The organism is Reichenbachiella sp. (assembly GCF_033344935.1).
Classification (GTDB): Bacteria; Bacteroidota; Bacteroidia; order Cytophagales; family Cyclobacteriaceae; genus Reichenbachiella.
On record NZ_JAWPMM010000001.1, the window covers coordinates 377,425 to 402,962 of the forward strand.

Consider the following 25,538-nt stretch of genomic DNA (forward strand, 5'->3'; position numbering starts at 1 on the left):
AATTGGTTATTCGTATCTCAAAGTATCTACAGGGTTGGTAGTGGCGATTTTTACAACCACCAAACTCACGCTAGTCAATGCTATGGCGAGTAGTAATATGGCCGACCAAACAAATGGGATCAAACCTTGAGATGCTTGATAGGGAAATTCTCCGAGCCATTCTTGCATAAGCAAGTGCGCCAATGGCAATCCTATAACTAGCGCAATACCGATGAGAACGGCAAACTGAGAAAATATCATATATATGATTTGAAGTGGGCTCGCGCCTAAAATTTTTCTAATACTCACTTCTTTTAGTTTTTGACCGAGCATGGCTAGTGCCATACCGAGCAAACCCAAACAAGCTAGAAATAGTGCGATCACGGCAAATACGGAAAAGACACTTAAGGTGCGTACCTCATTGTTGTATAGGTCACTAAGCTGTTGATCAAGGAAATGATACTCAAAGCCATCTTGCTGACCATGGGAAATGTACAGTTTTTCTATGGCTGCAAGTGTTTTTTGGAAACGCTGGCCCTCCAGTTTTATCACCATTTCATTCATCATGTAAGGTTGGTATTGAATAATAAGTGGATTGATTGGTTGATGTAAAGATTTGTAATGAAAGTCTCGAATCACACCAACCACAGTGATTTCCAAATCTCTCCCGCCTAGGTGCCAGGTGAATTTTTCGCCAATCGGATCAGTAAAGTTGAGTCCACGGGCCAATGACTCATTGATCAAAACATTGGTTCCTGCAGAATCGGCGGCATAGCTTTGACCGAGTGTTCTGCCCTCTAGTATTTCCAAATCGAGCAGCTCTACGACACCAAAATCGACAAACATTTCGCTGGCGTCCAGATAGTCCGGATGATGTTCTACAGAATGAACAGGGTGATTATCGAACTGCGACCCGGGAAGGTTAGAAACGGCGGATACGTTTTGAACACCGGGAATTTTTCTAAGCTCTTGTTGGATGGTTTGAGTTTGCGAAAGGTTGATTCCTCCATGCTCAACACTCGAAGGAATAGGAATAGAAATTACCGCATCCTGATCAAACCCCAGTTCTTTGGACTTCATAAAATCGATCTGCTTCAAAATAATGAGACTGGATGTTATCAAGATGGCAGAGACAACAAATTGACAAACCACGAGCAAGCTTCTCAGTTTGTTGTTTCCTCCGCTTACAGATAGCTTTCCCTTCAGTACATCTGAGGGTTTAAAAGCCGAAAGAAAAAGTGCAGGATAGATACCTGCCAACAGCCCAATGACTAAGGCAAGTAAACCTGCTTTTCCCAAAAAGCCGAGACTAAACAAATCAGTAAAAGCAAAAGCTTTGTTGCTGAGTTCGTTAAATGCATCAATGACCAGCCCGGTTAGTCCAATGGCTAGCATCATGGACACAAGACAAAAGAGAATGGACTCCAGGTAAAACTGTAGCGTGAGATGACCAGAGACGGCGCCAAGGGTTTTTCTCACACCTATCTCTTTTGCGCGCTCCACGGATTTAGCTGTTGTGAGATTGATGTAGTTGATTCCTGCAATGATCAGAATGAAAACCAGCGTTCCGCTTAGAATGTAAATGTATAGGATGTTGCCATTGCTCTCTAGCTCCCACCGAAGATGTGAGTGGAGGTGAATATCTGTGATCGATTGAAGCTCAAACTTAATCTCCCCAGTATCGAACCGTTCTTTAGCGTCCTCATCCCAATTGAGATATTTAAACACCCATTCTCCTATTTTCGATTGTAGTGACGAAGAGTTAGCACCATCTTCCAATACGATATAGTTGAAGTGTCCAAAATCTGCCCAGGTCATCCAATGATTTTCTGGGTTTATTGCCTTAACTGTTTCATACGAAATCAAAGCATTAAAATGGAAGTGAGAGTTTTCAGGCATACCTTCGACCACCAGAGAAACTTCAATTGGCATATCACTGATGGTAAGTATCTGACCAATGGGATCCGCCTTTCCAAAATACTTCATGGCCATGGCTTCTGTGATTACCAGTGTGTTGGGTTCATGAAGCGCCCTGACATCTCCGGCTACTATGGCTAACTGAAAAACTTCCAGAAAAGTAGAATCTGCAAAGAAGAAATCTGGTTCATCAAATTTCAATTCCAGTGTTTTGTTTTCTACCTGAATTTCTTGTTTGGTGAGACCAGCTCCGTACCATGGGGAGATACTAACAGCTGTTTTTACTTCCGGAAAATCTCTTCGCATGGCTTGCGCCATCGGGTGTGGAGTTCGTGTTTGCGAATGCTCAGCAATCCAACTGATTCGATAGATATTTTCATGATTGGGAAGTGAGCGATCGTACGAAAGCTCATGTTCGATGAAAAGATAAATCAGCATGCTGCAGGCAAAACCTACGGTGAGTCCAAATAGATTAATGAGTGTAAAAACTTTATTGCGCTTAAGTGCTCGGATAAATGTTCTGAAAAAATTGATAACCATGGTTCGTTTGAGTTTTTTGGTAAAAAGATGACTCAAACTAAAAGTGCTACTAAAAGAATAGGGTATTTTCTTATCGGGTAGCCGTTCTTCCCGATAGGACCGAACGTCTTTTGCCTCACGATATTCACTTGGAGTTATACCTGTATGGCGTTTAAATGCAGTATTGAATGCTGACTTGGAATTATAACCCACCATCGCCGCAATGCTCTCTACTTTGGCGTCTTTTTGCTCTGGATCCTTAAGTAAACGGCGAGCCTCACGTATTCTGTGTTGACTGATCAGTTCTTGAAAACTGATTCCCTTGCTTTCATTCAATACCTGCGATAGATGATGCGTTGTGGTGTGAAGTTCTTCGGCCAGATTACTGAGCGACGTATCATCTTTTAGATAAAATTTTGTTCCTGCGATGAGTTTGTCCAACTTCTCTAGTATCGTTGCTTTTTGGGAAGCAGAAAGGGTTGACTTTTTGTACTTATTGGCTACTGGGATAGGAGACGAAAAACCGGATTCTTGGAATATTTGGAAATAGATAAAGCCAAAAAGGAGGAGCACTCCTCCCCAGATCATTTCTGAAAAAATGTACTGATCCAAAAACAGAAAAGCAGAAACGAGGAATAGATTGAAGCCATAAAAGTTTCTAAACCAAACCACTCTGGCTCCTGGATTCTGAAACCAAGAGATGCCCCGGGTGCTGGCTTCCCGATTTGTTTTTTGAACAGACTCAATAACCAGCATGATCGCTAATCCTTTCAGTACCCAGAATAGTGAAAAGTAAAAAGAAAAGCAGCAAACTATGCTAACAAAGAAAATAAACCCTAGATGTTTTCTATTGAACCTAGAATCTTGTGTGAAAAAAGTGCAACCATACCGATTGAGTGAAAAGGCGACAAATACAAGAGAGAAGTTTGTCCAGAATTCTCCGAAGGGCAAGCTGGAAAGAAGCGCAAACCCAAGGTAAGCCAGGACCAACTGTCCTAAAAAGCGGCTCGCGGGAAACTTACTCAGCAATAGGAAAACGGAAAGCACAAAACCAGAAAGGCAAGTGCATGCTGCTAACATTTGTATCCAAGGCCATTCGATCCATTGATCCATGGGATGAAATTAGGGAATAAAAGGCAGGTTGAAAATAGAGTCTGGCTTAAAAGTATTTGAGATAGGCTTTAGGCATTGCATTCAACTCCCGAATGGCTATATCCTTGAAGTAAACTTCGGCTGCTTCACTTTGAATTTGTATTTTGCCTTTAGTCATTGGCATAGTTAGACCATCTTTTAAATACCTTGAATTTTTCAAGATCATAACCACCTGACCATTCACGATGTGCAGGCTTTTACTTTCAAAGCAAACGAGTTCGAGTGTATTCCATTCACCAGAAGGTTTTTCGGCATTTACACTTCGCATGCAAAACCCGCCTGCCTTTTCTCCAGCTCCTAGCCCAATGAAATCGGGGTTTTCATCTGCGACAGGATTCATCACTCCTTCAGGAATATAAGCCCTAACATCAATCGCTGAATTGGCTTGACTCCAATAATCGCCCATGTGTCCCTCCATGATTTGAAATTCTTGAGACAGCATCCAAGAACGCCAATATTCTGCGCCCATGGGTCCAATAGAATGGTATAAGATTCCTGAATCTTTGAGCTTGTCTTTTCTCGGCGTCCATTTTTCGTTTCCCCATTTCACTTTCAAGCGGAGGTGATAGTTTTCATATTCTTTTTTTGAAATCAAACTGCCATAAATTTCTCCACTCACTCTTAAGGTGGGCTCGCCTGACTTTTCTGATACGCTAAACACATCAAACCCTTCTGGATTCAACCCTATAGGTTTAATGACATTTCCATTTGCGTCCAAAGGCTCATCTCCATTGTAACTGGTTTGATGTCGATAACTCAAATAAGTGTCCCATTGAGAGAGTTCTTTGTCCAGTAATGCTACCCAGTTACCTTTATTTTGAGAAAAGGAAGAGAAAATGATAAAGAACGGAAGGAGCAGTAGTTTTTTCATGACAACAAGTTTAAGTAAACATAGCTTAGACTCTTAAATGGGTAGAATGATAATTGTCCCATTCAAATGGGGCATGTGGTACAAAACCAATCTTGTTGATAGCCGTATTCTGTTTAACTCAGAAAAAACCAATCATGAACAAGTCAGCTGATTATTACGATCTGGATGAATTTAAAAGTTTCAGAATTGATACTTTTTCACCAATGCATTGTGCCCTGGATGTATTGGGAGAGGGAAGTCGTCAAAAAAGCTTTGCAATCATTTGGTTGAAAGATGGCAACGGCACCCATGATTTGGATTTGAAAAGACATTACTACGATGGGTCGGTGATGTTTGTATTAGCTCCAGGTCAGATTCACAAACTCAACCAGTTTTCCGAATCAGAAGGGTATGTTGTGAGGTTTTCTCCTGCCGTCTTTCAGCATGAGCAGGATTTTATGAATCATGTTTTAGACACTTGCTTATTCGACAGCAATACTTCTTGTCCAGTCATTCAATTGGATGAAAACAGCAAAGCAATATTTGACAATTTATTTAAGCAATTGCATGAAGAATTTCTAATTCAGGATATCAATGCCAGTGAAATCATTTGTTCTTACTTGAAGATTGTCATCTCTCAAATCAACCGTATCAAAAGAAAAAAATCGAGCGATCAAGTGCCAATCAATGATGCGAGCTACAAGCTGTTTCGAGCGTTAAAAATAGCCATAGAAAAAAATTACAAGGAGGAGCACTCAGTCCAGTTTTATGCTGACCTGCTTAATGTGCAACCCAGAGCACTCAACGCCGCAACGCGTAAGTATGCAGAACGTTCGACAGGGGAACTTATCCAAGAAAGATTATTACTAGAGGCACAAAGGATTCTCTTTCATGAAGACAAACGAGTGAAAGAAATATGCTATGAGTTGGGCTTTGATGACCCGGCATACTTTACCAGATTCTTCAAAAAACACACCGGTCTTGCGCCCCAATTCTATAAAGAGCAGGTGGAAGTGGCGATTTAACACAGGGGCTGCACAAAAGTCCATGATATCATCCGATTTGTCCATTAACCCAGGTCATAGACCGCCGTTTCAATGGCTCTAAACAAATCAAAATATCATGGAAATTTTAAAAATTGACAAAAATCAAGGCCTTGCACTATTCATCCAGCGTGTGCTTGTTGGCTTTCTTCTACTCTTTCACGGCATTGCCAACTTCACTTCTGGATATGCTTTTATCAAAAGTGTATTTGCAGGATATGGTCTACCGGAATTTTTCGCCTATGGAGCCTTCATCGGGGAGATCGTTGCACCGCTTTTGATCATTGCAGGTTATCGCACGAGGTTGGCGGCCCTTGTCCTTGTATTCAATATACTCGTAGCCACATTGTTGGCGCACGCCGGAGATATTTTTGCTCTTAATCAATTTGGGGGCTGGGCTGTCGAACTTCAGGCTTTTTATCTATTCGGAGGACTTGCGGTATTTTTTTCAGGGGCCGGTGCTCTTGCGTTTTCAAAAACCAATTATTGGGATTGAGTGGGTGACGTAGACAGGCGCGACTTTCTAGTCGCGTCTGTTTTATCAAGCTGAAAATATGAGACATCACTTCATTCCATTATTGATAGGATTTTTAATGTCCTCGGTGGTTCATGCTCAAATGACCAATGTCTATGTAGACGACCAATTTTCCTTGTCGAGGATATACGCTGGTTTCAATTCTACTACCCTCTTTCCAACTGACAGCATTGCCAGCTACGCGGATGTTAATTTCCGAATAGGGATTAAGTCTTCATTAAAATTGAGTGACCAATTGATATTTAAAACCTGGGGGGCCATTCAAATAAGTAAAAACCAACCAGTAGCTGGATACAATTCATTTGAACTGATGCTCAAGCCAACAGCTAAATTCAGTTGGCATGTAGGTTTGATTGCTACACCGACTACCGTACTAAGACCTAATCCGACCACTTGGGAAAGTCAGGTAGAAACTCATGCTCAAAGTACGATTATTCCCGGGCGACCGGGCACTAAAGTGGCTTATGTTTTTAGCTCTAATGCTATGCTTACTTACGGTTACTTCAATCATGGAAAACATTGGGCGCATCATTTGAATATCACTATTCAGGATTGGCGTGTAGCGGGCTATCGTTTGGCCAATGGAGAATATTTTACAGCCTTGAGGTTTAATAGGGAGTGGTTTGAAAATACAACTACTTATTCTTCAAAGGAAAAATTGTCTACTTCAGTGTTTGTAAATGTTAGGAGCGGTTGGAGTTTTTTAATTGATACCCAATATATGTTTGAACAGGAAGAAGTGGCGTTTCTTCAAACAGGAATCAGAAAATATATTAGAGCCTCTGCTGTCCATTTGGGTGGATTTTTTGGATTAACCTATGATTGGAAAGCAGAAATGGTAATTGGCCAGCTATTTATTCATTTGAGCTAAACCTCAAACAACAACCGTTTGCTTTTTTTGACCTCTTCCAGCTGTTGCAAATCGGGGAAGGATTTTTCGAACCAGAGGGTGACAGTCTTGCCAAATAAGGCGTTGAAACCGTCCTGAAGTTCGCAATAGTTGTCAGCATAGTGCATGGTTGAGATATTGGTGCTAAACTTCACTAAAAAATGTACTTGGTCCGGTTGTAATGTAGGGTTGTCAATAACCGACAGTTCTTTCACCTTGTGTTTCGTACAAAGTGCTTGAATTTCATTGATATGTTTGGCTACTTCTACCACCATGATTTGCCAAATATAGAATAAGGCGAGGTCATTTGGTATACCTATTAATAGGCATTTTTATTCCTCCCCCATCACCTCAAATTTCAAATTCAACTCCTGGCCTTGACCGTCGAGCAACTGGAGTATATGGTCACCGGGCTCGGTAAAGAGTCCCATTTGATGCACACGCTTGGTGCTGCCCAAGTATACGCCATCCAAGTGCCAGTAAATCGTCTCTTTGGTATCGCTGTGCGCCGCTTCGAAAATGGTTTGGCCGTAAGTGCCATCGAGTTCCTTTGGGATGAAGACTCTGGCGTTGGATTTTGGGTAAATCATTTCGAGTGTGTTGGCTTTTGATGATTGGTCACACCCCGTGAGAAACTTAGGTGGGCTTTGGTAATCGGTGTTGTATTGACGATAGTACCATGCCTGAACTGGCGGCAGCGTAAACCAGCTTTTGTGTATCATCTGATTCACATCATAGCAAGAACTATTCACTTGATAGGTTTCCTGCTTGTCCAAATGTATGAGCTGATGAAAACTACATACTCCGGTGTTTTCTACCATGATTGGCAATGAAATCTCTGCTGTGTTTTCACAATTCGAATTCGCTTTTTGGCCACTCTCTTTACAGATTTCAAAAAGCTGAGTTTCACTAGTGGGCACTTCTCCGAAAGGGTTGCTTTCCAGCTGTTCAAATACCTGAAACATTAAAGGCGCTGCCGCCTTACCACCAACTAGTCCGGGTCGTCCTTCTCCGTCTGCATTGCCTACCCAGACCCCCACGGCATATCGGCCGTTGAGCCCAATGGCCCAAGCATCACGAAAACCAAAACTGGTTCCTGTTTTCCAGGAAATGGCTGTGGAGGATCTAAACTGCTCCCATCCGGCAAAGTCATCAGGGCGGTGGAGGCCTTTCATGGCTTCTAGCATCGACCAGATAGAAGCAATGCTGAATTCCTCAGGATTCTGTACAGTATTTAGTACTTGCTTGGGTTGATCAATCAGATATTGGTGATGGATATAGTTGTTTGCTTCGTAGCGTGCGGTGATCGATTGGTCAAAAGAATTTTGATAGACACGATATAAATTCGCATACATATTCACCAATTCCCAAAGACTGGATTCTGCTCCTCCTAATATCATTGACAAGCCATAATGATCGGCCGATTGATCCAGACTACGCATCCCAATTCGTTGGAGCTTTTGATGGAATTTTTGATAACCGTATTCCTTTAAAAGCATCACAAAAGGTAGGTTGAGCGAACGAGTCAATGCCTCATCGGCATGAACTGCACCGCGATATTGTAAGTCAAAATTCTTCGGTGCAAAACCTTCGAAAAAGATAGGATAATCACCAAGTAACTGTTTGGGCGTAATCAACCCTTCGTCGATGGTGGTAGCATACAAGAAGGGTTTAAGTAAGCTACCCGTACTTCTCCTGGCCTGAATGATATCCACTGATGGGCTATGAATGTCTTCTGTATCGACATTGCCTACGTAGGCTTTGGTTTCACCACTCCTCAGATCTACCACTAGCACAGCTCCATTAAAAACATAATTAGCATTCCAGTTTTGGAGGTGCTTTTCCAAAAGTTGAGTTACAGTATTTTGCATCGGCAAGTCCAGTGTCACTCGGTTGCGCTGTCCTTTTTTTCCATCTTTGATCAATTGACCTAAAAGGTGAGGAGCTAGTTGAGGTAAGTCATGCGGCTCTCCTGGCAATTCTTCTGCCATAGCTAATTCCAAAGTGGTCTTATCAAAAATTCCTTTTTGATGTAGTTTTTGGAGAAGGAAATCTCTTTTTCTACGAAAGGTTTCTTGGTTCTTCCCTGGAAAAATGATCGAAGGTTGATTAGGCAGTACGGCCAGTGCAGTCACTTCTGCCCAGGAAAGTTGTTCTGGCGCTCGATTGAAATATCGCCAGGAGGCAGCTGTGATACCTACCACATTTCCCCCAAACGGCGCATGACTGGCATAGAGATGGAGGATTTCTTTTTTGGAATAAAATAGCTCAAGTTTAAGCGCTAATAGGGTTTCCCATAGTTTTTGGATAATGGTTCTGGACTGATTGCCTCGCGCCATTCTGATTACTTGCATAGACAAAGTACTGCCTCCACGCTTAATGCTGCCCGTTTTCACATTCGTGACGAAGGCCTTAAAAATGGAAATGGGATTAACCCCGGGGTGGTAATAGAAATATTCGTCTTCGAAGTGGAGGATTGCGGTTTCAAAATTGGCCGGCAAGCTATCCACCATCGGGAAACGCCACTGACCATCTTCAGCAATACGAGCGCCCATGAGTTGACCATCCGCTGATTCTATAGTGGTGGTGTAAGGCTTGTCGAATAGCGGATCAGGGAGCAGTATCAACAAAAACAAAACCGATCCGAGCAGGAGCAACTGCACAAGTCGGTTTTGGAGTATTTTGATGATTTTGTTTTTCATTTTAAAAGCACGTCAGCCAAACAAGCAATATCGTCATCGCGAATGCAATGAAGCGATCTTAGTGATGTTTTGGTACACGTGGGATAAGATGCCACGCTCCGCTCGCAATGACGTAGGTTAAATTTTCCTGCAGACAACGGCTTAAGTCTCCCAACCCAACTCACTTCTTTGGCTATGATTCGTGTCCTCACGAAACATTTATTCCTTCACAGTCACCCACTGCCCAGCACTATTCGCATAGATAGAATTGTCGTACATCGCTTCGATCGCTACAGCAGGTAAGTAGAACTTGCCTTTGTAAGAAGCATTGAGTTTCACTTCAAACGTCTTCTTTTCATTCGGTTTCAAATCGAAATATTGCATCACGCGATCATCCCGAATATCGATGTAGTCTGGCTCGTCTCCACCTCCGGCACTAGGCGTGTCATTCAAACGAGAATTAATAATTTCCCAGCCTGAAGGAAAAATCTGAGTTAAGGCCAAGTCTTTATACTCGCCTCGTATGCCTGGATGGTGTACGGTTACTTGAGCTGTGAAATTGGCACTTTGCTTTAAATCAGAAACTGTCAATGACTTTCCATTTTGATCCTTATAGCTCACGGTCATTTTGATGTTTTGCGCAGCTGCGGTTTCATTTCCCCCGAGTGGTATTCCGGTGCGAATCAGACGAGCATATATCGGCGTATTGCCCAGGTTTTTGATTGCGACGGGTTGCGTCTTTTCCTTCTCATCAATCAGAATTTGTGTGACGTACTTTCCTTTTTGGAAATTGGCTACTGCACTGCCCACATTCACCTCAAAATCCAAGGCTTCGTTTAGTTCGGCTCCCTTGGTATAGCTGGCAATAGCGACTAAACTATATGCGGTCGTCTGTGTACTCATCCAGCGCTGTTGATCTCCCAAATGCTGGGCGATTTCTTCAAGGATGACATAGGCTTCTTCTTTTCTTTCCAATACGGCAAGGGTTTCTAATATCATCGCTCGATCGCGAAGTCTGGAGCCATAGGTATACGAGGGACGATTATATTTTTCCACGGTTTTGGAGAGGCCGTCAATCATCGTTTCAGCAGGGCCTTGGTGTCCGGCGAGCGCATAGGCCAACGCCAATCTCCACTTGGCCACATGGCTGATGTCGTCCATTTCCTTCATGCGATTCATCGCACCAAGCACTTTTTCATCCGCAAGTGTGAGCGTATAAAGTCTATAGGCCTGAATCAAATCATTATCCCTTCTGCCTCCTTTCGACCATTGATTGGCCTGTCTTTTTTGGAATTTGGCCCACTTGCTCAATAAACTTTCAGGTACGGCATAGCCTTTCTTTTTGGCTTCAAGCAAAAAGTGTCCGGCATAATTGGTTCCCCAATCGTTTTCTTCTACTTGCCCTGGCCAGTAAGACATTCCACCGTTGACCGTTTGGAAACTGCCAAGACGCTGAATCGCCGCATTGATGTTGCTACTGATTTGCTGCTTGCGCTTCTCGGATAACTCTACAAATTCTTCTAAATACAACTGAGCAAAAACCGATGAAGTAGTTTGCTCGATGCAACCATGTGGATAGCGAATGAGATATCTGAGTCTCTGTTCAAGGTTAAGCGAAGGCAAAGAAGATAATTCAATGAGTCCTTCGTTGGTACCGATCATACCTAATGGTTGATAAGCCACGTTCCAGCTTGTATTGACTGAAATGAGCTGATCTTGCACATCGACCATTTCAGGGTTGGAAGCACGTACATCCATTTCAATTTCGTGATTGGAAGTAACGTTCCCTCCTTTAGCACTGACATTGATTTTAGCGAAGCCTAAAGCTTCAGCTGCCTTTACTTTAAAATATACCACCTGTTCGCCAGGCTGTGCAAATTTCACTGTTTGGCTATTCTGACCTATTAATTTCAGCTTTCCTACTTCTTTGACAGAAACGGTCACCTGTTTTATTTTGGCATCGCTGACAAAGACGGTCACAGGCAAATCCATTTCTTCGCCTGGGCCAGCAACTCTTGGTAAGGTGGCTAAAACCATTACCGCTTGCTTCACTGGAGTGGTTTGTTCTACCGAACCATAAGCTCCTTCATGAGCAGCTACAACCATCGTTCTCACACTTCCCACATACTGCGGCATGGTGATTTCATGAGTAGCAGTTTCTCCAGCTTTGAGTTGGAATGGCCCCAGATATTTCACAACTGGCTTGAAACGATTGGCTTTTTTGGCATCCTGTGCTTCTAGAGGTGCATCTCCACCAATGGCTAGCAGTCTTTCTAATTTTCCACCATAAGCGCCAATGACATCATCGTATAAATCCCAGGTTTTTACACCAAGTGCTTCTCGCGCATAGAATGTTTCCCATGGGGAAGGTGTTTTGTATTTGGTCAAATCTAAAATACCATCGTCCACCATCGCTACTGAGTAAGCCATAGTTCTCCCGTTTTGTTCACTTACTTTCACTTGGAATTTTTGCTCAGGGTTCAATTCCTTCGGCATAGCGATCAATGGTTTCAAAGTGGTGCTCGGATCTACTACTTTGATAGATTGAACGCCGTACATTCGAATCGGCAAATCATTGGCCGTTTGTGCATGGGGTTGAATCAAAGTGATGTGAGCATAGACATTGGGCGCCATATCTGAAGTAGCTTCAAACTGAATGGCTGTAGACTTTTCTTCCGTTTCTACCGAGAAGGATTGGATGATCTTTTTTCCAGTTTCCAAACTCACCAACACTCTACCGCCTTTGGTGCTTGGGAACGTCAGCTTGACCGGTTCGCCAACTTTGTATTCTTCTTTCTCAACTTCAAAGTTGAGCATGCTCACGCCACCGGCATCTCCACGTTTACCTTTGCCAGCCCACCCTGGCCAGTCTACATAAACCACTTGTCCAGCGCTGTGGCCAGAGACGGGATCGGTGACTTTTACATAGTACCTGCCCCAATCTGGGTATTTGATATTCAAGTCCCACTTCCCTTCACCATTAGATGTATTAATCGTGGTATTCTGAATCGGGGTATTGTATGATCTACTCACATAGTTGCCTATGTTGTCGTAGCTATTGTCCCACCACCATCGCCAGTCGAGTTTGTATAGTTCTACTTCTACCTTGCGCCGGCTTACCGGTTGTCCTTTGGCGTCTACAGATACAATTCGGATGTTGTGGTCTTCGTCAGTCAGCAACATACCACGTTTGTCTCCTTCGGGTGTTTTCAGCCCAACGAATGAGGTATATGGATAATAGGGAATGCTGACCTGGTCAATGCTGAAATTGCCACCTTCTTCGTAGACTTTGCCACTGAAAGTAGCTCGAAGGGCACCCGGAGGATTGTTTTCTACATATAGGTCTAAGTTTACTTTAGCAAATCCATTGGCATCGAGCCTTCCGGAGAACACTTCTTGTCTTTCCGCATAGAAGTATTTCGACTGGTCGTCAAAACTGAAATTAGGATAATCTTCAAAAGTGGTTTTGACTGGGGAGACAAACATTTCGTATTCTGCTTTGAGACCTCCTGCAGTTGCTCCATGTAGCCATTTCACATTCAAGTCTCCAGAGATATTTTCATCCAAAGCGGTCAGTCGATCCTTTTTGAAATCCAGCTCAATTTTTAAGCGATTAGGTTTTATGGTTTCAATTTTCAAGTTTTTGGAGAAGGTGGCTCCTCCGGCTTTGATCACCGCCTGCCAGCTGCCGGTCGGTGCATCGGAAGTAGTAGCAAGCTGATAGCCATACATGCCAGAAACCGATTCAGTTTTCACGATTTTTTTCACTAGTTGTCCTTGCGGGTTATTCAATTCCAGCACCACTGGATAGCCTTCTGGCAAGACATTTTCTTTATCTTCTAGAATGAAAGTCAAGAAGATATCATCTCCAGGGCGCCAAACGCCTCGCTCACCATAAATAAATCCTTTTACTCCTTTTTGAATTTTTTGACCTGTGACATTGAAATTACTAAGAGACAGAGAAGAGCCATCATCGATTTTCAGATAGCCCATTTGATTGCCAGATTTGGCGACTAGCAAAAACGGTTTGCCTTTAATTTTGATTTTGGCCTGTCCATCTTTATTGGTCATGCCTGAACCTATGGCCTGTTGTTGATAATCATACACCGCGAGGCTGACATCAGAAAGTGGCTTGGTGTCTAGCATGTTGGTCGTAAAAACGTGCAGATCACCGTGATCACTTCTTTTAGCGACTAAGCCCAGGTCAGAGGCCAATACCAATTTGGTTGGCTGACTTCTGTACATATAGTACGAATCGTGGCAGGGATTTTCTCGTTCGCGCCAATCATAATTGTTGTAGGAATAATAGTTTTCGTAATTATCCCAATTGCTGCTTTCTTCAGTATTGTCCCAGTCGTCCAGGTTTTCTAAATCACCTTCTTCCGAATTAGGGCAGAAGTAAGCGGACTGACCTTTTCGGAATCCCAGTTTGATTTGGTACATGGCACCAGGTTGTACCTTAGTAAATTCTGCAATATCTAGCGTGTATCGGTTCCATTCGTTGAGATCTGTGACACCAGTTTCCAAGAGATTGATTGTTTTTCTGGCAATGGGTCTTCCCACACGGTTGAGTTCATAATCACCTCCCAAATTATTGACCTGGAGGTATTGTAAAATATTGTCTTCAAATATCTGCACAATGGTGATGTCCACAGCTTTTAGACCAATGGCTTCGAATGGAATAATCAATCCTTCGGAATTTGGGATGATCGTTCCGCTGTTGGCTGCCATTCTAACATCTGGCTTGGCTTGGCTCAGTTCTAGTTCTTTCGTAAAGTCCTTTTTGAGAGAATAACCAGCCGAGTTTTTGATTTTAGAAAATATCTTGAGCGTGACTGTACCATAAACTTCCTCCGTAGGGTAAAGCTTCAATTCATTTTGATCTATCACATATCTAGGCTGGTTGCTACCTAGGGTGATAAAACCTTCCAGGTTTTGTTTTGGCATTAGCGGATCTGAAAATAGGACTGAGATGTAATCATTCGAGCCTCGCCCAATGTTGACGGACAATACTTTATAGTCGTTGATGGATGGAATTTCATAAGTCAGCTCATCTGCTTCTTCCACTTGAATACTTGCTCCATTCCAAGCGAGGTTCACTGGGCTTGGCTTTTCACCTCGTTTTACATTTTCTATCGTGAATGAATGTCGTGTGGGAGAACTATGCGCCCAGGTAATGGACAGACTACTTTGACTCTGGGTTACTTTGAGTATTTCTTCTACCGCTTTGTTGTCTACATCATCTGCGGTTTGAACTTCTCCATTCAGTTTGACTTTTGACAAGTCTTTTGGGTCGTACAAGGCCATGCCGAGCATCTTTACTTCGAAATTTTGAGGGATGGTTCTAAAGTTAAACTTGAATTCCCCTTTGTCTTTTGAGTCCGGATGAATTTTGGCGATGTTGAATTTAACGTTGTAACTGGCCCCACTTTGGAGTTTTTGCGCAGGTTCGAAAATGATGGTGCGATTATCTTCCCAATAGGCCTTTCCTTCGAGTTTGGGTTCGAATTGGAAAATATCTGAATCTAACGCTGCGCCAGGTTCGATTTCTTCTATCGGCTTGGCCATCTTGATTTTGATTTTGGACTTGGCAGAAATTACACCAGATGTGTAGGCTGAGATATAGTCTACAAAGAGACTTTTGGCTTGATCGAAGTTAGGGCCTTCTACTTCAGTTTTCTTTGTGCAGCTAAAAATGAATACTGCAACAGCACAGGCGAGGAGGATTTTTTTCATGGAAGTTTACGGATAATTATTGGGTTATAAAAATAGGGGATTGGGAGGGAAACTGCATGATAACATTTCCAAAGTTCTGAACTTTGGAAATGTTTAATAATCGCTCAGAGTTCTCAAGTGAGTAGCTCTGAGGGGTGTTAGATAGGTTTCGAAATTACAAAGTGGAGAGATTCGTGAGGACACGAATCTTGGCGGTGGGATTGGAAGGGAAACTTTGCGCATTCATTGCGCAATCTGCAGGAGGGAACAGTTGCTGTATCCGAAACGGGTGCCAGAACGGGTCTGGCAAGGCCAATGATTGACAAGATTTATCGAGTCATCAGACTGTCGTCGAATTCCTTGCGAAATGACGTAGGAGGGCGTTCCTCTTCTAGTCTTATTTGTCTAATTTTGCCGTCCAATAATTTTGGCGCAAGCCGCTCATACTAAGTACAAAAAGGATGGAATTGAATGCACTCACGGCGATCTCGCCAGTAGACGGAAGATATAGACGACATACCGCTCAGTTGGCTGAGTATTTTTCTGAATTTGGATTAATCAAATACCGGGTTCATGTGGAGGTAGAATATTTCATTGCTTTGTGTCAGCATCCATTACCTCAGTTGAAGGATGTGGATGCTTCTGTGTTTGGCAAATTGAGACAGATTGTGGTGGAGTTTTCGGAAGCCGATGCGCAAGCGATCAAAGACATTGAAAAAACTACCAACCATGATGTGAAAGCTGTAGAGTATTTCATCAAAGGCAAATTCGATGATTTGGGCTTGTCAGCACATAAAGAATTTATCCACTTTGGATTGACTTCTCAGGACATCAACAACACGGCGATTCCGTTGCAGTTGAAGCATGCGATCAACGAGGAGTATTTGCCTTTGATCAATCAGATCACAGATACCTTGATGGGCTTGGCGGAAGATTGGAAAGACATTCCGATGCTAGCTAAAACACACGGTCAGCCGGCATCTCCTACCATGCTTGGTAAAGAAATATTGGTGTTCCATGAGCGTTTGACGCAGCAGATCAACATGCTAGATGGCGTGAGATATGGTGCCAAGTTTGGTGGAGCTACAGGTAACATGAATGCGCATCATATAGCTTATCCTGAAGTGAACTGGATCAAGTTTGCCAACAACTTTGTGGACAACACATTGGGACTGAGAAGAAGTTACCCAACCACTCAGATTGAGCACTATGATGATATGGCTGCTTTGTTTGATAATCTGAAAAGAATCAACACAATCTTGATTGATTTTAGTCGAGATATCTGGCAGTATATTTCTATGGGCTACTTCAAGCAGAAAATCGTGAAGGGCGAGGTAGGGTCATCAGCCATGCCGCACAAGGTGAATCCGATTGACTTCGAAAATGCAGAAGGCAACCTGGGTATCGCCAACGCGAATTACGATTTCTTATCTGGCAAATTGCCAATTTCAAGATTGCAAAGAGATTTGACGGATTCTACGGTATTGAGAAACGTAGGTGTGCCGATCAGCCACTCTTTCATTGCTTTGAAGTCATTGGAAAAAGGAATAGGTAAACTGGAATTGAACCAGCATGCGATTGAGTATGATTTGGACCAAAACTGGGCAGTGGTTTCAGAGGCCATTCAAACAATCTTAAGAAGAGAAGCTTATCCAGAACCTTATGAAGCATTGAAAGCCTTGACACGTGGTAATCAGGAAATCACGCATCAGGTGATCAAAGATTTTGTAGATACTTTAGATGTCTCGGATGAGTTGAAGAAGCAGCTGAAGTCAATTACTCCTTTTAATTATACAGGGATTAATCCTTTGGGGTAATTGATTAGCTCAATCGGGTTCTTACTTTGTTTTTTGAAGGATCGGTACAACGTATGTTGAATTGTTTAAGTAAAAGGCTAAGAACTAAGTGGTTCTTATGACCTCGGCCTTCATTTCTTTTGCTTGCCCAAAAGAAACGAAGCAAAGAAAAGGGCACCAACGCATAAAAGTCATTTTGACAATGATTCCCTTCTGATTATTAGAATCAGGAAAGGTCAAAATGATTTCACGCATGCCTTGGATGAACCCACCCCATATTGTTAATTAGGTTGGCCGGCGAGTACTTATATGTAGAATTCGTTGCAAATCCCCTTGCCTCCTTTTTCTAAGGGGGAATTTGATTACCTAAAATTCGTTTAGTTCTTTGCCGCATGTATTGCCATAGCCGTCAAGTTAAGAAGTTGTTTATGGTCTTAAACACATTTTGTTTTCCGTTTTTGGTTTCAGTGAGATATTTTCTATCAGATCGGATGAGTAATTTTTTAAACCAGTATTCTAGGGGTTGGTCTTCAAAAACAACTTTCTTGAGGTCATTAGATAGCCTAAAAGCTGTTTTGAAAAATTTATTCTGACTGCACCGTATAGCCATTCCTTGGTCAAGCAAGCCCTGTTCTATTAACCTGAAGGCTTGATAGTGGAGCATGATCCAGATAAAGCGGGCAATAAGCTGGCACTGGAATCTTTCCTGTTTCATAGCTTTCATTTTGTCAATTCGGGCTTGTGATTTCCAGGCTTTGAATACAAGTTCGATTTGCCAGCGGGTGCGGTATATGCCTTGAACCTGTGAAGTGGAAACCCATGCTTTTGGCACATTGGTTATAAATATGTTCAGCCATGCCCTTGTTTTATACTCTTTACTGACCTTGTGTCTACCATGGGCTGCTCTTTCAGCCCTCAATAAACGTTGTTTGTAAACCTGCTCGGGCACTTTTGCAACAATCATTCGCATCGGCATATCTGCGATTTTCACCTCCAGCTCTAAAGCAGGCAATGTGTGTTTGTTGAGTTTTCTCAATATGGCAGAAAAGTCGATTGGAGCCTGGTCCACATCCTGAACGCCCCACCTGCTGTTTAAGCGGTTCAGGAAATAAGCCCCTTGTTGGGAAACATGCTTCAGATAGTGCTGGGTCACATAGCCCAAGTCCCGAACCAAGAGGTCTCCCTTTTCGATATCGCCCAGGGTTTGCCTAGAATCTGTTTGATCATTACGGCAGGCTGCCGTCAATTCCAGCCTTTGAGTGACATTGGTAAGCAAATCATATTCATACTGGATACTGATCTGGGCCTTGCTGCCTTGGCCTCCATGACCTTTGAACGTTTTGGCATAAGCCTCTGGAAGCGTGTACCGTGTAGAATCTTTGACCATCACCCGATTGAACCGCTTAAATTTGTTTTGTTCAGATGGGTTCAAATTCAGCTGCCCAGCCAGCAATTGGCTAAGCAAAGCACTCATAAATTCGACAGCCTTGATATTGAACCGCTCTTGGACGGCTTGTTTTGAAATAGACAAACCATGTTGCTCAACAAAACCATTGGCCAGATCCTCAAGGCTCACTTGATCTAGGTACTGATCACAAAAAAGAAGTAGATCAAGGAACTTAGATGCGTCCAAACGTGACTTACGCTGTACAAAGCCACTCTCCCTGGCCAAAAGATCAAGTTTCTCTTTAGAAAAAATCTTATTTAAACAGCCTGAAAAACAACTGGCCTTAGCCTCAATTAGTTGTGAAATTTCTTGTCGGTTCTTCCCCAAACAGTATTTTTGAGAAAGAAAAAAGGCAGGTCACTAATACATCAAAAGCCCGCCTTTTTGTTCATTTAAAAATCAAACAAATATGGGGAAGAACACTAGGTATTCCTAACTGGGATACCATGCCCAAACCACAAATTCAGTCGAGAAAACCTTAGCTTGACGGCTATGGCATGTATTGCGGCATCTGTTTTGGATACTGCTGCAGTTATTTCTTGCAGATCGCGAGACAGGCCCGCGAATAGGTGCAATTAGCCCCTACGATCGCCACTGGTCATGGCGCAGGCTTTGAATCGTTTGTTGACGGTAGCTTTCCACCAGGGCCCTTTGGTAAAGAAAAGGATGGTTTTTGTCGACGTATTGGTTTTAAACCTACGCCACCATGGGACGAAGCCTGGTTCTGGTCTATGCTCTATACCATATTCGAAGCCCATGTTGTGAGTAACCTGTAATGCGCATGGGTTGCCAAATAAGACTTTGCCGCCATCTTTTACATAGATAAATCGAATCTTCTTTTCTTTTGGGAAGTTGCTGGCTTTATTTTCTTTAACCTTTTTGTTCACCTTCCGAGTCGGCAGATCCTCTTCAATCGGGTTTTGAGCCAATGCGTCTACACTCCCAAGGAGTAAGCCAACAAACACAAGAAGAACATAAGGCTTCATTTCCAGATTAATCAATTAACAAGACAAGATATAAACTGATAGGCAAAGAAGATAGTGCGTTAGAGGGAAATTATTCCGTCTATTTTGGAGGCTTCTTTGTATCGTTCGATGATTTCCTCACTTGAAGCCGCCATTATTTTGACTGTTGTGCTTATGTATTTTCCGCCGCTGGATGCTTTCTGAATGACTTCGTGCTTTGGAAAGAGTTTTTCTATTTCGTTGACCTGATCTGGTTTTACGATAAACTTAAATACATATAGCGTGGGGAAGCTATGGGTATTGTCTAATTTTTCTTTAAAAGAGTCTGTTGAATAGTCCATATAAATGAAAAAAGTCCCGAGGATGTCGGGACTTTAAATTTAAAAATTTTATTGACTAAAAGAACTTATATCTCTCGTCTTTGATTTCAGCTAGTTCTTTGATCGTTTGGTCTGTGCTGTATGCAATTCGTCCTTGACGTTGTTGTAGGACTTGCGTACGGTAAGACTCATAATCTGAGATTTCAGGAGCTTCTAACTTATTCACCATTTCGATAACCAATACACCATTGTCAACAGCAAATGGTTTCGTGGTCTCTCCATTTTCCATTGAGAACGCTACACCTACGGCTTCAGGAGCCAATCCAACACTCTTTAAAGAGTTGCTGCTTAACTTCAATGCTGGCATGTTGTAAACTTTGGCGCCTTCGCCATATCCAGCAGCAATTTCATCCAAAGATCCAGACAATCCATTCAGTTTATCAGTGATGATCTTCGCCTTTTTCTGATCTCTAACTTTTTTAGTTACCTCAAATCTTACAGATTCCAGATCTGCAGGGCCTTCCTCTTGCTCTCCAGTAATTACAGCAACTACATATTGATCGTCAATTTCGAAAACATCCGAAACCTCTCCTTTACTTGCTGTATTATAAGCCCAGTATACTAGACTTCTTCCTTCCGTTATTCCAGTGATTCTTCTGTCGTTTTTACGAACTCTAGCTGCTGTTCGGATTGACAACCCATTCTCCTTAGCCGTAGATTCGAATTCTTCAATGTTAGAAGCATTCAAGGCGAACTGCTCAGCATCTCTATAAAATTTGTTTCTAGTTTCGTCGCTCACGAAAATTTCTAAGGCCACTTTCGCAATTTTATAAACCACGTTAGTCTTAGTTTCAGTTACATCAATAATGTGGTAACCAAATTGAGTTTCCACTACATCACTTAGTACACCTTTCTTTGTAGCTCCGTAAACAGCTTCTTGGAACGGTGCAACCATGGCACCATCAGAGAACCAACCTAAATCTCCACCTTTAGAGGCAGTACCATCAGTTCCGTGTAGTCTTGCCATTTCCGCGAAATCAGCACCATTTTTTATTTTTCTTAATACATCTCTAGCTTCTTTTTTAGCTTTTGCTTTTTCTGTATCACTATCGCTCGCCCATTTGAAAAGAATATGGCTAGCTCTTGCTGAGTAAGTATCGCTAGGTCTCATGGTAGCTACTTTGTAAATTACATAGCTGCCATTTTCCACTACTGGACCAACGAATGCGCCGCTTCCCATTACTACATCTTCGCCTTGGAATACAGCTGGAAGCTGACCTGGTGTATAGTTTCTGAAAGCATCTGAGGCGTCAGAATTGACAACAGCAAAAGTTGAATCATTATCAGTGCTAATCAATTGCGCTTTCAATTGCTCAATTTGTTCAACCACCATGGCGGTATCATCAGCAGATGGAACTACATCAAAAGTCACATACTTTAATGATTTAGACTCCTCTCTTTTGTATTCTTTTTCATTAGCACTTAGGTAAGCGCTTAGTTCACTGTCTGAAACCTCAATAGCCGTGTCTGCCATGGACAAAAATGGAACGTACACATAGTTGATTTCTGCAGTATTAGATTCGTTCCGATATTTGTACTTGGCTTCAGCTTCAGTGGCGTAGTTAGTTTTGATCAGTAGGTTGTCGAATTTCAATCGTAATCTACCTGGACCTAAGTTTCGCTCAAAGTTGTACCAGTTCGCACGTTGCGCAGGAGTTTGCTCTCCTAGGCTTTGCAAGAAGGCTACTACATTGTCTTTGCTAAACTCACCAGTTTCAGGGTCAGTGAATGCCTGTCTGATTTCAGGGCTGATATTATCACCCTGAACCATATCTACAATTTCTTCATTAGAAACATCTAGACCGATGGAATTGAATTCGTTTTTGAAGGCATACTCAGCAACAAGTGCATCCCAAGTAAGATTGCGGATGCCGACTAAATCGTTTGAGGTTGGAGTTCTTCTATTTGACTGAGCCCAGTTGTACTCTATTTCGTCTTGCTTAGCAAGAAAGTCTTGGTAGGATATTTTAGTGCCAGCGATTTCGCCAACATTAGTTTTGGAATTGCCAAGTAAAGTTGAATTTGGGCCTAATAGGTCAGCGCCTACGAATGCCACAATTGAAAACCCAATAAGGAAAACAATGATCTTACTCCCCTTCTCTCTTAGCGTATTTATTGCTGCCATTGTATAAAATTGTTTAAAACGAAGCGCAAAATAAGCAAGACTGGTGTTAATATCAAAACTTTTCCTGTGCTTAGGAAATTGATTGTCACGGAGTTAAGTTCGGCGGATTTATTTTTAAGCGAACCTTTTCGATTCTGGCTTCTTCCATGGAGAGAATTTCCATAGAAAAGCCCTCTATTTCAATAATTTGCCCCTTTTTTGGGAGGTTCTCATTGACAGACAATATCAAGCCGCCAATGGTGTCAAAATCACCCTTAGGGAGAACCCATCCATAGGTTTCGTTGAGGTAGGTAATTTCTTGCCGAGCACTAAGGATATATTCCTGGTCATTAAGCTTTTCTTCCAACAAATCACTTTCGTCATGCTCGTCATGGATTTCTCCAAAAATCTCTTCAATGATATCTTCTATACTAACAATTCCGGATGTCCCACCGTATTCGTCAACCACCAAGGCCAAGGTCTTGTGATCGGTTATCATTTGCAGAAGTAATTCATTAGCGGCCATGGTTTCAGGCACGATAATGATTTTGGTTAGAATACTCTTAATATCTGTAGGCTTTTTAAAAAGCTCCAGAGAATGACAGTAACCAATGACATCATCAATGGACTCATTGTATATGATAATTTTTGAGTGGCCACTTTCAATGAATTGATTGTTTAGTTCTTCAATACTTGCGTTGACGTCAATGGCGATAATTTCGGTGCGAGGGATCATACACTCTCTCACTTTCACAGTTTTGAAGTCAAGCGCATTGTTAAAATACTTGGTATCGACATCCTGTTCGGCTTGATCTATTCTGTCGTCCGCTATTTTTTTAATGTAATTGTTTAGGTCGGTTAAGCCGAAAACTGGAATTTCATCCGAATAATTGAGGCGGAGCAATTTTACAATGAAGAATTTGCTTGCGAAAACGATGAGAAAGACAGCCGGACTAAGGATGTAATAAATGATTAAAAATGGTACAGCCAAAAAAGACAAGAGGCGATAAGGGTTGACCAAAAAAATACTTTTAGGAATGTACTCAGCAGTAAAAAGTACGATGATGGTTGAGATAATAGTCTGCAGCAGCAGGATCAACAAATCGTTAGAAAATTGCTCCGGTAGGATGCGTACCAACCAAGGGTCCAACAGCATGGCCATAAAAATACCATAGATAACTAGGGTAAGGTTATTGCCGATCAAGGTGGTGGCAATAAAGTTAGATGGTTTGCGAGCGAATTTAGAGAGAACTCTGGCAGACAGTGTTCCCTGTTGGCCTTGTAATTCTATGTGTAGCTTGTTGGTTGTGATGAATGCGATTTCCAAACCTGAAAATAAGGCGGAGAATACAATACAAATTATGATTACGCTTACCAGAAATGGATCCATTTGACTATTTCTTGTCCTTTCTTAATTTGTATAAAAGTATAAGAGAAATACTTAGCATAAAAATCCAATAGGAATGCATGAAGCCGAGCGTCATTGTTTGATGTAAACCAATGAGAAACAGAGCGGCTGAAAAAGTGAGAATAATAATTTGTAAAAGGCTCATAGGGTTTATTCTACCTGTGGGTTGGGTGTGGGCATGATAGACATTACCCCACTTGGTTTTAATATGGTGTATTCTTCGAAATCCTGGCTGGCTTCCAGCCCCTCGCCGGTCATTACTTCATCTTGGGTTTTTATAGTCACAAAATTGTCGGTATAGATTTGCTCCTTCTCTGGATCCCAGTTGAGCAACTCAGTGGATAATTCGTCTCCGGAAAATAAACTTCTCATAATTACATTTCCTTCTGCCTGATAATAATCCTTCTCCGAAAAGTAATACCCCTTATCAGCTACCAACGTAGATGTTACTAAACCAAATTTATTATAAAACCTTAGGTAAATACCGTTTGGAAAATCACGGTCCTTGTTGGGAAGAACGAGTTGTGTTCGTGCGACTAAGCGAAGTTTGATTACAGCAGAGTCTGATACCAACATATCGATATTCCGCATGGCCACTTCGGGACCATCGTAGATTTCATGATCCACTTTCTTTTGCTCTCTACAGCTTGCAAATAGCATGGTCAGACAAACAAGAAACCATAATTTATTCATCGAAGCAAAAGTGATCATTTATCTAAAAATAAAAAAGCACTCTGAAGGGCTTGCCACCTTCAGAGTGCTTCTCATCTACAATTATTTCTTTAGTACTATGGTCTTCTCTCCAAGACAACAGTTTCATTGATCCAACATCCAACAGTCATAGACTGCCCTTCAGTAAGACCAAGTTCGAAAATTTCTTCAATCGATGGGAACTGAGCTTTTGCTGCTTCCATCATTTTGCTATCTCCAGCTCTTTTGAATTGGTTGTAAGCTGCGATGAACACCAAACGGTCGTCTACTTTGCTCACACCTGCTTTACATTGATCGTAACTATGCATATACAATCCACCAATAATTGAGTAAGCCTTAGTGGCAGACGGGTCATTGGCTAAAGCTTTTCTGGCACTAGTACGAGCAGCAGGTTTATTTCCACTGCTAGAATACATATTAGCCATGTTTAAATAGATTTCGGACTTTTTTAAGTTATCCTCAGTAAGTTCCAGCGCTTGGTCATAGTATTCTCCTGCTTTAGCCAAATCGCCTGATGATGCGTGCTTCATTGCGATCACTTTAGCTAAGCCGAAAGCAGGTTCGCTATTGTACACAAGCTCAGCAGCTTCCACGAAAGTAGGGCTGTCAGAGCACTTGGCCGTTAGCATCAACTGGAAAACTTTTTTAGCCATTTTAGGATCCTTACTTTCTCTCATCTTTGGAGCAAGCTTATCTTCAACAAATGCGCAGTCAACAGTTACAGTGGCAGTCAACAATTTATCTACATTGGCCTGAATTTTTTCCAAACGAGGAACATTTCTTCCTTTAGCGATTTTGCCATCAATTACGTCTGAGATCATACCGTATCTATCGATCACCTCTTCGTCCGTGATGGCTCCACCACTCAACTTATATCTTCTCACCACATCCATATAGGCCATCAAGTTGTTGTCCAAGGTTTTTTGCTTGTTCATTTCGAAAGTTTTATCGAAAAGAGTCATCAGTTCTTGATACTTTGATTTGGTACTTTTGTAGTATTTGTAAGCGGTAAATGCCTTTCTGTTGAGCACATTTGCCTCATCTCCAAAATGCTTGATTCTTTCATCATACATCTGAAGTGCTTTTTCCTGGAGTTCAAGTTTTTTTGCTGCGTCCTTTTCTGCGTCAACAAGGCCTTCATAAATTTTAGCTCCATTGATATATAAAGATTCATTAAGATCTGGACAGTTGTCTAACAACCACTGGTGTGGTGCGACAGCTGTTGCAAATTGTTTGCTTTTTACCGCATCAACGTAAAGTGCATTTTTTTCTTTGGCCGTCTCCACGTCTTCGGGCCATTTCCACCCCTGCTGTGCAATTGAGATCGTATTTATCGCGATAAATAATCCTAATAGTACTAGCTTTTTCATATTTTTTAATTTTAATAATCTTTCCCTGTTTTTTGTAAAAACAACTTCAATGCTGATTGATTCTTACAAAAGAAAGC

At 42.0% G+C, this 25,538-nt stretch carries 16 protein-coding genes; 4 read left to right on the forward strand and 12 right to left on the reverse strand.

From position 1 onward, the window contains the following. Positions 1–6 precede the first annotated feature (6 nt). Positions 7–3,528 (reverse strand): ABC transporter permease, encoded by a 3,522-nt coding sequence (locus R8N23_RS01575; RefSeq protein WP_318169809.1) that lies wholly within the window; start codon positions 3,526–3,528, stop codon positions 7–9. A 46-nt stretch (positions 3,529–3,574) separates the two neighbouring features. Further along, the gene (locus tag R8N23_RS01580; RefSeq protein WP_318169810.1) at positions 3,575–4,438 is read right to left on the reverse strand and encodes a DUF1080 domain-containing protein; all 864 of its coding nucleotides are present in this window, start codon (positions 4,436–4,438) and stop codon (positions 3,575–3,577) included. Between the two features lie 134 nt (positions 4,439–4,572). Here R8N23_RS01580 and R8N23_RS01585 point away from each other — a divergent pair, with 134 nt between their 5' ends. From R8N23_RS01585 to R8N23_RS01595, 3 genes are all read left to right on the forward strand, one after another. Further along, positions 4,573–5,442, forward strand: a complete 870-nt coding sequence (locus tag R8N23_RS01585; protein ID WP_318169811.1) for a helix-turn-helix domain-containing protein — start codon at positions 4,573–4,575, stop codon at positions 5,440–5,442. 97 nt (positions 5,443–5,539) lie between these two features. After that, on the forward strand, positions 5,540–5,956 hold the full coding sequence (locus R8N23_RS01590; protein ID WP_318169812.1) for a DoxX family protein: 417 nt from the start codon (positions 5,540–5,542) through the stop codon (positions 5,954–5,956). 58 nt (positions 5,957–6,014) lie between these two features. Continuing rightward, complete coding sequence (locus R8N23_RS01595) at positions 6,015–6,866, forward strand: hypothetical protein (protein WP_318169813.1); 852 nt, start codon at positions 6,015–6,017, stop codon at positions 6,864–6,866. Here the strand turns inward: R8N23_RS01595 and R8N23_RS01600 are convergent. The 3 genes from R8N23_RS01600 to R8N23_RS01610 all read right to left on the reverse strand — a co-directional run bounded on the left by R8N23_RS01600 (position 6,863) and on the right by R8N23_RS01610 (position 15,301). Beyond that, complete coding sequence (locus R8N23_RS01600) at positions 6,863–7,159, reverse strand: hypothetical protein (RefSeq protein WP_318169814.1); 297 nt, start codon at positions 7,157–7,159, stop codon at positions 6,863–6,865. The genes R8N23_RS01595 and R8N23_RS01600 overlap by 4 nt on opposite strands. A 57-nt stretch (positions 7,160–7,216) precedes the next feature. Then, positions 7,217–9,586 (reverse strand): penicillin-binding protein 1C, encoded by a 2,370-nt coding sequence (gene pbpC / locus R8N23_RS01605; RefSeq protein WP_318169815.1) that lies wholly within the window; start codon positions 9,584–9,586, stop codon positions 7,217–7,219. A gap of 198 nt (positions 9,587–9,784) precedes the next feature. Continuing rightward, positions 9,785–15,301, reverse strand: coding sequence for an alpha-2-macroglobulin family protein (locus R8N23_RS01610; protein WP_318169816.1), 5,517 nt, complete (start codon positions 15,299–15,301; stop codon positions 9,785–9,787). A 440-nt stretch (positions 15,302–15,741) separates the two neighbouring features. On the opposite strand from R8N23_RS01610, the gene purB reads away from it, so the two are divergent. Next, positions 15,742–17,097: an adenylosuccinate lyase gene (gene purB, locus R8N23_RS01615; protein ID WP_318169817.1), complete on the forward strand. Its 1,356-nt coding sequence runs from the start codon at positions 15,742–15,744 to the stop codon at positions 17,095–17,097. A gap of 388 nt (positions 17,098–17,485) precedes the next feature. Here purB and R8N23_RS01620 read toward each other — a convergent pair whose 3' ends face one another. From R8N23_RS01620 to R8N23_RS01650, 7 genes are all read right to left on the reverse strand, one after another. After that, positions 17,486–18,850 (reverse strand): IS4 family transposase, encoded by a 1,365-nt coding sequence (locus R8N23_RS01620; RefSeq protein WP_318169595.1) that lies wholly within the window; start codon positions 18,848–18,850, stop codon positions 17,486–17,488. Positions 18,851–19,098: 248 nt separating this feature from the next. Next, positions 19,099–19,509 carry a hypothetical protein gene (locus R8N23_RS01625; protein ID WP_318169818.1) on the reverse strand — a complete coding sequence of 137 codons (411 nt, stop codon included), beginning with the start codon at positions 19,507–19,509 and terminating at the stop codon, positions 19,099–19,101. Between the two features lie 59 nt (positions 19,510–19,568). After that, positions 19,569–19,829, reverse strand: a complete 261-nt coding sequence (locus R8N23_RS01630) for a DUF493 family protein (RefSeq protein ID WP_318169819.1) — start codon at positions 19,827–19,829, stop codon at positions 19,569–19,571. Positions 19,830–19,884: 55 nt separating this feature from the next. Further along, a complete protein-coding gene (locus R8N23_RS01635; RefSeq protein ID WP_318169820.1) occupies positions 19,885–21,993 on the reverse strand; it encodes a SurA N-terminal domain-containing protein in 2,109 nt (702 codons plus the stop codon). Between the two features lie 85 nt (positions 21,994–22,078). Continuing rightward, entirely contained in the window at positions 22,079–23,362 is a 1,284-nt protein-coding gene (locus tag R8N23_RS01640; protein ID WP_318169821.1) for a hemolysin family protein, read from the reverse strand. Between the two features lie 168 nt (positions 23,363–23,530). Next, complete coding sequence (gene lptC, locus R8N23_RS01645) at positions 23,531–24,073, reverse strand: LPS export ABC transporter periplasmic protein LptC (protein ID WP_318169822.1); 543 nt, start codon at positions 24,071–24,073, stop codon at positions 23,531–23,533. A 95-nt stretch (positions 24,074–24,168) separates the two neighbouring features. Next, on the reverse strand, positions 24,169–25,461 hold the full coding sequence (locus R8N23_RS01650; protein WP_318169823.1) for a tetratricopeptide repeat protein: 1,293 nt from the start codon (positions 25,459–25,461) through the stop codon (positions 24,169–24,171). Between the last annotated feature and the right edge of the window lie 77 nt (positions 25,462–25,538).

Coding starts and splice junctions, on each gene's coding strand:
- R8N23_RS01580 (WP_318169810.1), bottom strand. CDS start 4,438: ATGAAAAAACTACTGCTCCTTCCGTTCTTTATCATTTTCTCTTCCTTT.
- R8N23_RS01625 (WP_318169818.1), bottom strand. CDS start 19,509: ATGAAGCCTTATGTTCTTCTTGTGTTTGTTGGCTTACTCCTTGGGAGT.
- purB (WP_318169817.1), top strand. CDS start 15,742: ATGGAATTGAATGCACTCACGGCGATCTCGCCAGTAGACGGAAGATAT.
- R8N23_RS01585 (WP_318169811.1), top strand. CDS start 4,573: ATGAACAAGTCAGCTGATTATTACGATCTGGATGAATTTAAAAGTTTC.
- pbpC (WP_318169815.1), bottom strand. CDS start 9,586: ATGAAAAACAAAATCATCAAAATACTCCAAAACCGACTTGTGCAGTTG.
- R8N23_RS01640 (WP_318169821.1), bottom strand. CDS start 23,362: ATGGATCCATTTCTGGTAAGCGTAATCATAATTTGTATTGTATTCTCC.
- R8N23_RS01650 (WP_318169823.1), bottom strand. CDS start 25,461: ATGAAAAAGCTAGTACTATTAGGATTATTTATCGCGATAAATACGATC.
- R8N23_RS01600 (WP_318169814.1), bottom strand. CDS start 7,159: ATGGTGGTAGAAGTAGCCAAACATATCAATGAAATTCAAGCACTTTGT.
- R8N23_RS01595 (WP_318169813.1), top strand. CDS start 6,015: ATGAGACATCACTTCATTCCATTATTGATAGGATTTTTAATGTCCTCG.
- R8N23_RS01610 (WP_318169816.1), bottom strand. CDS start 15,301: ATGAAAAAAATCCTCCTCGCCTGTGCTGTTGCAGTATTCATTTTTAGC.
- R8N23_RS01630 (WP_318169819.1), bottom strand. CDS start 19,829: ATGGACTATTCAACAGACTCTTTTAAAGAAAAATTAGACAATACCCAT.
- R8N23_RS01575 (WP_318169809.1), bottom strand. CDS start 3,528: ATGGATCAATGGATCGAATGGCCTTGGATACAAATGTTAGCAGCATGC.
- lptC (WP_318169822.1), bottom strand. CDS start 24,073: ATGAATAAATTATGGTTTCTTGTTTGTCTGACCATGCTATTTGCAAGC.
- R8N23_RS01590 (WP_318169812.1), top strand. CDS start 5,540: ATGGAAATTTTAAAAATTGACAAAAATCAAGGCCTTGCACTATTCATC.
- R8N23_RS01635 (WP_318169820.1), bottom strand. CDS start 21,993: ATGGCAGCAATAAATACGCTAAGAGAGAAGGGGAGTAAGATCATTGTT.